Origin of the sequence: Sporomusa sp., assembly GCF_035561255.1 — a bacterium.
Taxonomy (GTDB): Bacteria; Bacillota; Negativicutes; order Sporomusales; family Sporomusaceae; genus Sporomusa.
The window spans coordinates 1-6,236 of record NZ_DATMXX010000023.1 but is presented as its reverse complement, the minus strand read 5'-3'; the positions used below and the strand labels follow the sequence as shown (position 1 = coordinate 6,236).

The following is a 6,236-nucleotide window of genomic DNA, read 5'->3' as shown; positions in this document are numbered from 1 at the left end:
ATATGGAATTTCTGCCACAGCCAAGGAGACTTTGGAAGAAACATGCTTGCCAGAATATATTTTTTGAATCATATATTATAATTATGAATTAATGTCTTGTGGATATACCACATTGCCCCTAAAGAGGAACATAGTAAATTGCCTTCTGAGTCAGATGAATTAATCGTCTGGCTCTTTTTGTCGCACCTAAATGAAGGGAGGAGAAGATTAAATGAAACAAGGAAGAAGCATTGTCCAATTAGCCCAGGCGTTAGAACGGCAGCGCTTTACCCGAAGAGACTATCTATCGAAAGCCCAAACAGCGGCCATTAAGTATGCCTACATGCTTAGTTTTGCAATTAGTACCAGTTAGATGATCCGGAAGCAGATGGCAAGACGGATGAAGGCGTATATGAAAATGAACAGGTAAAAAGCCTTGACGTTAAAGCTAACCTGATCTGCAGTGATTGCGGGGCGAAGATAACAGTCGGTGTAATGAATGTATCGATCAAAAAAATTGGCAAGCAACTTTGCATGAAGTGCAGAAGAAAATACAAGTGGTTGCGTAAAATGTCGAAGATAGTCCTGGTTCTGGCAAAACATGCATTATCTATGCGGATAACAGCATTACTTATGAGCCTTACATTTGGCAATTTTATGTAATAATTGTAGGTGAATGCATTCCTTGGAGTTGATTACCATTTACACGTTTAAATATAAACAAATCGGGAGAAAGGTAGCGTATTACCGCCGCCTGAGAAATCTAACCCAAGAAGAATTGGCAAGAAGAGTGAACATCAGTACAAGCTCGTTAAGCAAAATAGAGTGTGGCAGCTATAATAACAATCTTTCCATAGCCATGCTTCTAGCCATTGCGGAAGGGTTAAATATTGAGCTGGCCATGCTGGTAAACTTTGATGCAAGGGAAAAGGCACTGGAGTGGGATGAAGCTAATTCTGCCCCAAATAAAATTGATTCTCGGTGGAATAAGCAGGATTAATAGCGTTTTACCAATTTTGCCGACTAGACAACCACCGCCCGCTCTATGGGATATGTAAGATTTGGAGAGGAATAAGTGGGATGCTTTATTTTAAATGCGAAAAATGTGGTGCTTGTTGCCAAATAATTACCGGTATTACAGATTTAGAGGAATATGACTTAGGTAATGGCAGGTGCCGTATGCTTGGGACGGATAATTTATGTACAATTTATGGCAGCAGACCGGGAGTATGTAAGCAGGATTATGTGTATAAACATTTCTTTCCTTATATCGACAGTGAACTTTTTGTTAAACAGATGAAAAGGATATGCTTGCGGCTACGGGAAGAGCGAATCAAAGGGGCTTGTGATGAAAGACTATAATAAAATAATTCGAGCACAGGAACAGAAATATATTGCTGATTTAACAAAAAACATTACAACTATGCAGCAACAAGGCAATTATCCCTATTCCTTTGCCATGCCGCTGACAATTCAATATGAGCTGACAGCAATGTGTAATCTAGTGTGCAAACACTGTTATAATCGCTCTGGGGACAGCGATAAGGTAGATGCAATGAGAGCAAGCGACTGGCTGGCTCTATCAAAGGATATTGTTGACAATGGAGGCGTTTTTCAATGTATCCTGTCGGGCGGTGAGCCGCTATTAATGGGTGAGAAGCTGCTCGATATCATGGATGTACTCCATCACGATGGGACATCCTTTGTGCTGATAACTAACGGCTTTCTGCTCACTAAGGACTGGGTAAACAAATTAAAAAAATACCGGTTCTATTGGTTGCAAGTGTCAATTGATGGTGCAAACGTCGCAATTCATGACGAGTTTCGTGGTGTAGCAACTAGTTGGGAGCGGGCGGTTCAAGGTGCTTTTGCCGTTTCCCAGGCTGGGTTACCGTTAGTAATTGCGCACACCGTTATTCCGGAAAGTTTGGACAGTTTACCGGAGATGGTGAATATGGCTTATGAACTGGGTGCAGCGTCCATCATGGTAGGCGAAGTATTGCCTAGCGGTCGGGCTAGCCAGCATGAAGAGATTATACTGAACCCGGAACAAAGGATCGTTATGCACCAGCAAATAGAGCAACTGGTAAATCAGTATCGTGGCAGAATTGACATTCAACGCTCATCATCCGTGAAAAGCCAGTTAAACCGCTATCGAACAGGGCCGAATGCGGGAGCCATTATTCGGCCTAACGGCGATGTGCGTATGGATTGCATGGCTCCTTTTACAATCGGCAATGTTTTGCAACAATCCTTGATGGATATCTGGCGGCAAAAAGGTGCTGACTGCTGGAATAGCGATGCCTTAAGACAATATATTGACAGTATTGATGAAGAAAAAAACTGTGCCCCGGAATTTATTAACCATGTTGACCGGGATATAGCCTTATAACATAGTTCTGGAGGAATAAGAGATGAAAAAAACATATCGAACGCCAGCTGTCCATTCCGGCGATGAAGAACGAAATGCATTTCCTGTAATTGCTCTTGTTGCTGGCTACGCAGCTGGAAGAGCAGTAACCAATGCAATGAAAGTCATGGCGTTGCGAGGCTATCGGGGAATTCCGACAGATCGAGGCAACTGGTCATGATAGCTAGTGCCATTTTACTCAAGAGATTAGTGCCTGTTAGAATGCACCTGAAGGCAAGAGTCGACAATGACTTTCTAATTGTTAGCACTAAGAATTTAAATATTTATTACTTGAATGAGACAGCCCGAGATTTTTATGATTTGGTTGATGGAGCAATTACAATTAACGAAATTGTGAATAAGTTGATGCAGGTTTATGAAATTGATTATGCAACGCTGGAAAAAGACATAGTTCATCTGGTTCGCGATTTGCAATGGAAAGAATTAATTGTACTTACTGAGGGGGAAGTAATGTGAAAGTATACAAGAAACCTAGCGTAGCCCGGTACTTTGAGGACAAGGCCGCTTTTCCAGCAGCTATAGCTGGCTTAGCGGCAGCGTTTGCTTCTGGGGTGACACTTGGATTGGCAGCCAGTAGGCGAGACATTCACAGTGGCCAATATCGGTTTTTGTTGATGCAGGCTACTGGAGCATCGGCTGAGGGGTAGCGACAAGCCTAATTGTTAAAAAGTATTTAAAGAGCCAGCTAAGGAGACGAATTCCTTAGCTGGCTCTTATCTATTCAAATCTAGAAAGGAGTATACGGTTATGTGCGATACAGATTTGCTGAAAATCTTACTGGCCGATTGTTTGAGAGAAACAGCCACTGGCTATACCATACATGCATTATTGCAGGAGTTTCCATCAATGCAAGAGCTAATGAATGCAACGGAGGAAAACATGTGCTGGTGAAAGGAATGGTTACCTAGAGAAGAATTGTAAATAAACTCCAAAATTAGTCAGGTTTTATAAAGTGATAAGATTATAGGTGGTATGTGGTATGGAAACTGCACACAACGATGTGCAGTTTTTTTAGTTAGCAAGTTTTGTTTGGAAGTTGAAAAAAGTTTACAGAAATTTAACAGAGTACTGCATTGACGATAGGCGGGGAGTACCCTATGATGAAAATGAGTTTCTGATACGCAAGACGCAACAAGTAAATAATAGAGGTAAAAATAAGGATAGGGGTGAGTTTCACAATGAGCATAGCCAAATTGCTGATTCTTTGTACTCAAAACAGTGCCCGCAGTCAAATGGCGGAAGCGTTTTTTAACAAGTATGGACAGGATGTACTGGAGGTATATAGTGCCGGCTTGGAACCAACTGCCATAAATCCTTATGCCATTCAGGTGATGCAGGAGAGCGGCTTGGACATCAGCGGCCAGCGGTCGAAAAGTGTCAAGGAATTTTTGGGAAAGCAATCGTTCGGCTATGTAATTGCGGTCTGCAAACAGGCGGAAAGCCGCTGCCCGGTGATTTTTCCAGGAGTGCCGGTAGTGCTATCCTGGCCCTTTGATGATCCTGCCGACGCTGGCGGGACGGAAGCGGACAAGCTGCTGGTTTTCCGGCGTGTGCGGGATGAGATTGAGGCAAAGGTTAAGGTTTGGGTGACGGACTACCGGCAGAATCAGCAAGCGTGACTGGCAGGAGATCAAATCGCAGCAATTATTTTTACAGGGAGTGCAATTGATGAAAATTGTGATTATTGGTGGAGTAGCCGCAGGTACTTCGGCGGCCGCTAAGGCCAGACGTAACAACGAGGATGCGCAAATTATTATATTTGACGCCGACCAGGATGTGTCGTATTCCGGGTGCGGCCTGCCTTATTATATTGGGACGGACATTGAGGACCGGGAGCAACTGGTTCCTCGGAATTCGCTGTTTTTTAAGCAAAAGTATAATGTGGATGTGTTTACAGGCCACCGGGTGCTGGCGATTGAGTCCCAGGCCAAAACACTGACGGTGGAGAATCTGGCCACCGGGCAGCAGTTTAGCGAAGTCTATGACAAGCTAGTGATTGCCACCGGGGCGCAGGCCGTGCACCTGCCAATAGCAGGCAGCGACAAAGCCAATGTGTTTCATCTGCGCAATGTAGTAAGTGCCGACCGCATTCGCCGGCAGGTGCTGGAAGCTAAGCCGCAGACGGCAGTGGTGGTCGGTTCCGGATTTATTGGCCTGGAAATGGCGGAGAACCTAACGGCACGAGGTATCCGGGTAAGTATTGTCGAGCTGGCGGAGCATGTTATGCCGGCGCTGGATGGCGACATGGCTGTGTATGTGGCAGACTACCTAGAGCAGCAAGGCGTTGAGGTTATTGTCCGGGACGCGGTGACGCGACTGGAAGGAGTGCCGCTGATCAATAAGGTGGTGCTGAAAAGTGGCCGGGAACTGACTGCCGATTTGGTCATCCTGGCGGCAGGCGTCCGGCCAGATGTAGAGCTGGCTCAACAGGCAGGCATCGAACTGGGCCCCACCGGAGCCATCAAAGTCAATGACAGGATGCAAACGAATATCGAGGATATCTATGCCTGTGGGGACTGTGCGGAAAGTTACTCGCTGCTTACCGGTAAGCCATACTATCGTCCGTTGGGGTCGACGGCCAATAAAATGGGCCGCATTGCCGGCGACCAGATCACGGGTGGGAATTTGACCTTTCGGGGTGGGCTGGGGACTGGTATCTTTAAAGTGTTTGATCTGGCAGTGGGCCAGACCGGTCTGACTGAGAGGGAAGCCGAACGTGAAGGCTATCAGGCCGTGATTTGCCATATTATTAAACCGGATAAGCCGGAGTATTATCACGGACAGGAACTGGTCATTAAGGCGGTGGCCGACAAGGCGAGCGGCCGGGTGCTGGGGGCGCAGATCATCGGTAAGGCCGGTGTGGATAAGCGGTTGGATGTGTTGGTGACGGCCATTACGTTCGGGGCGAAGGTCGAGGATTTGTTTCATCTGGACCTGGCTTATGCGCCGCCCTTTGCCACTACTAAAGATCCGGTCATGTATGCCGGCATGGTGCTAACGAATGCGCTGCAGTGGGATCGGCGGCTGATTACGGCAGCCGAGCTCAAAGCCAAACTGGACCAGGGGGAAGCGGTGCAGGTAATCGACGCCCGTGTGGCCAAGCAGTATGAGGCCGGACATGTGGAAGGAGCGCACAATTTACCCCAGGAGCATATCCGGGATGAATTGGCCGCGCTCGACCGGAAGGCGCTGATGGTGACCTATTGTAACAAAGGGGTTACCGGTAACGCCACGCAGAATATTTTAATCAACCACGGCTTTCGGCAGGTGCTCAACTTGTCGGGCGGTTATCAGCAGTATGCCAAGCAGTTTAAACAAAAGGACAGCGAGGCTGGCCGCGCCTAAGTATGAGAACAGCCAAAGCCGGGAGGGTATCCCGGCTTTGGCTGTGTTTGTGGCGGGGCGTTGGCTGGCCGCTGGCTATATGGATGATAAGGCTGCTTGCCGGCAGGTGCGGTGCCGGTGCCTAGGGCCAGATGTGCCCAGATCGGGTTTAGTCGTAACCGATAAGATGGCTCACTGCAGGAGCGGTTTGTTGGTTTATAGGGTTAGTAGTTGATCATCCTTGATGTCGGCGGCGCTCCAGGCGATGACGGCAAAATGGCCCTGGGAATGCTGATCAACCTTGTTGATCCATTCAATCTCATTGCTGGCCTTGGCTGTAAGCAGGCGGTTGGTTGTTTTAGTGTGATACAGGGAAGCGTTGATGACCCACCATTTGGTGGCAATGCCCGCCCGTTTCAAGTCTTCTTCCAGGCGCAGCGCTTCATAGACCGGTGTGGCTTCAGCCAGGGTAATGATGATGACCTCGGTTTCAGCGGCATTG

General features: G+C 47.2%; 11 protein-coding genes and 1 pseudogene. 11 read left to right on the top strand and 1 reads right to left on the bottom strand.

Features of this window, described 5'->3' with window-relative positions:
- Positions 1-211 precede the first annotated feature (211 nt).
- The 11 genes from VN379_RS01175 to VN379_RS01130 all read left to right on the top strand — a co-directional run bounded on the left by VN379_RS01175 (position 212) and on the right by VN379_RS01130 (position 5,880).
- Positions 212-352 carry a hypothetical protein gene (locus VN379_RS01175; protein WP_325529965.1) on the top strand — a complete coding sequence of 47 codons (141 nt, stop codon included), beginning with the start codon at positions 212-214 and terminating at the stop codon, positions 350-352.
- Positions 353-664: 312 nt separating this feature from the next.
- On the top strand, positions 665-979 hold the full coding sequence (locus VN379_RS01170) for a helix-turn-helix transcriptional regulator (protein ID WP_325529963.1): 315 nt from the start codon (positions 665-667) through the stop codon (positions 977-979).
- 80 nt (positions 980-1,059) lie between these two features.
- Positions 1,060-1,341: a YkgJ family cysteine cluster protein gene (locus VN379_RS25055; protein ID WP_414714941.1), complete on the top strand. Its 282-nt coding sequence runs from the start codon at positions 1,060-1,062 to the stop codon at positions 1,339-1,341.
- The gene (locus tag VN379_RS01165) at positions 1,328-2,371 is read left to right on the top strand and encodes a radical SAM protein (protein ID WP_325529961.1); all 1,044 of its coding nucleotides are present in this window, start codon (positions 1,328-1,330) and stop codon (positions 2,369-2,371) included. Before VN379_RS25055 ends, VN379_RS01165 begins: the two co-directional genes overlap by 14 nt.
- Before the next feature lie 22 nt (positions 2,372-2,393).
- Positions 2,394-2,570: a hypothetical protein gene (locus VN379_RS01160; RefSeq protein ID WP_325529959.1), complete on the top strand. Its 177-nt coding sequence runs from the start codon at positions 2,394-2,396 to the stop codon at positions 2,568-2,570.
- On the top strand, positions 2,567-2,866 hold the full coding sequence (locus tag VN379_RS01155) for a PqqD family protein (protein WP_325529957.1): 300 nt from the start codon (positions 2,567-2,569) through the stop codon (positions 2,864-2,866). Before VN379_RS01160 ends, VN379_RS01155 begins: the two co-directional genes overlap by 4 nt.
- Complete coding sequence (locus VN379_RS01150; protein ID WP_325529955.1) at positions 2,863-3,057, top strand: hypothetical protein; 195 nt, start codon at positions 2,863-2,865, stop codon at positions 3,055-3,057. The genes VN379_RS01155 and VN379_RS01150 overlap by 4 nt, the downstream gene beginning before the upstream one ends.
- Before the next feature lie 100 nt (positions 3,058-3,157).
- Positions 3,158-3,301, top strand: a complete 144-nt coding sequence (locus tag VN379_RS01145; RefSeq protein ID WP_325529951.1) for a hypothetical protein — start codon at positions 3,158-3,160, stop codon at positions 3,299-3,301.
- Positions 3,302-3,588: 287 nt separating this feature from the next.
- Positions 3,589-4,029, top strand: a complete 441-nt coding sequence (locus tag VN379_RS01140; protein WP_325529949.1) for an arsenate reductase ArsC — start codon at positions 3,589-3,591, stop codon at positions 4,027-4,029.
- A 49-nt stretch (positions 4,030-4,078) separates the two neighbouring features.
- Complete coding sequence (locus VN379_RS01135; RefSeq protein ID WP_325529947.1) at positions 4,079-5,755, top strand: FAD-dependent oxidoreductase; 1,677 nt, start codon at positions 4,079-4,081, stop codon at positions 5,753-5,755.
- A gap of 2 nt (positions 5,756-5,757) precedes the next feature.
- A complete protein-coding gene (locus VN379_RS01130; protein ID WP_325529945.1) occupies positions 5,758-5,880 on the top strand; it encodes a hypothetical protein in 123 nt (40 codons plus the stop codon).
- A gap of 70 nt (positions 5,881-5,950) precedes the next feature.
- Here VN379_RS01130 and VN379_RS01125 read toward each other — a convergent pair.
- Positions 5,951-6,236: pseudogene (locus tag VN379_RS01125) on the bottom strand (arsenical pump-driving ATPase); the annotation flags it as partial.

Coding starts and splice junctions, on each gene's coding strand:
- VN379_RS01140 (WP_325529949.1), top strand. CDS start 3,589: ATGAGCATAGCCAAATTGCTGATTCTTTGTACTCAAAACAGTGCCCGC.
- VN379_RS01135 (WP_325529947.1), top strand. CDS start 4,079: ATGAAAATTGTGATTATTGGTGGAGTAGCCGCAGGTACTTCGGCGGCC.
- VN379_RS01145 (WP_325529951.1), top strand. CDS start 3,158: ATGTGCGATACAGATTTGCTGAAAATCTTACTGGCCGATTGTTTGAGA.
- VN379_RS01160 (WP_325529959.1), top strand. CDS start 2,394: ATGAAAAAAACATATCGAACGCCAGCTGTCCATTCCGGCGATGAAGAA.
- VN379_RS01175 (WP_325529965.1), top strand. CDS start 212: ATGAAACAAGGAAGAAGCATTGTCCAATTAGCCCAGGCGTTAGAACGG.
- VN379_RS01165 (WP_325529961.1), top strand. CDS start 1,328: ATGAAAGACTATAATAAAATAATTCGAGCACAGGAACAGAAATATATT.
- VN379_RS01155 (WP_325529957.1), top strand. CDS start 2,567: ATGATAGCTAGTGCCATTTTACTCAAGAGATTAGTGCCTGTTAGAATG.
- VN379_RS25055 (WP_414714941.1), top strand. CDS start 1,060: ATGCTTTATTTTAAATGCGAAAAATGTGGTGCTTGTTGCCAAATAATT.
- VN379_RS01130 (WP_325529945.1), top strand. CDS start 5,758: ATGAGAACAGCCAAAGCCGGGAGGGTATCCCGGCTTTGGCTGTGTTTG.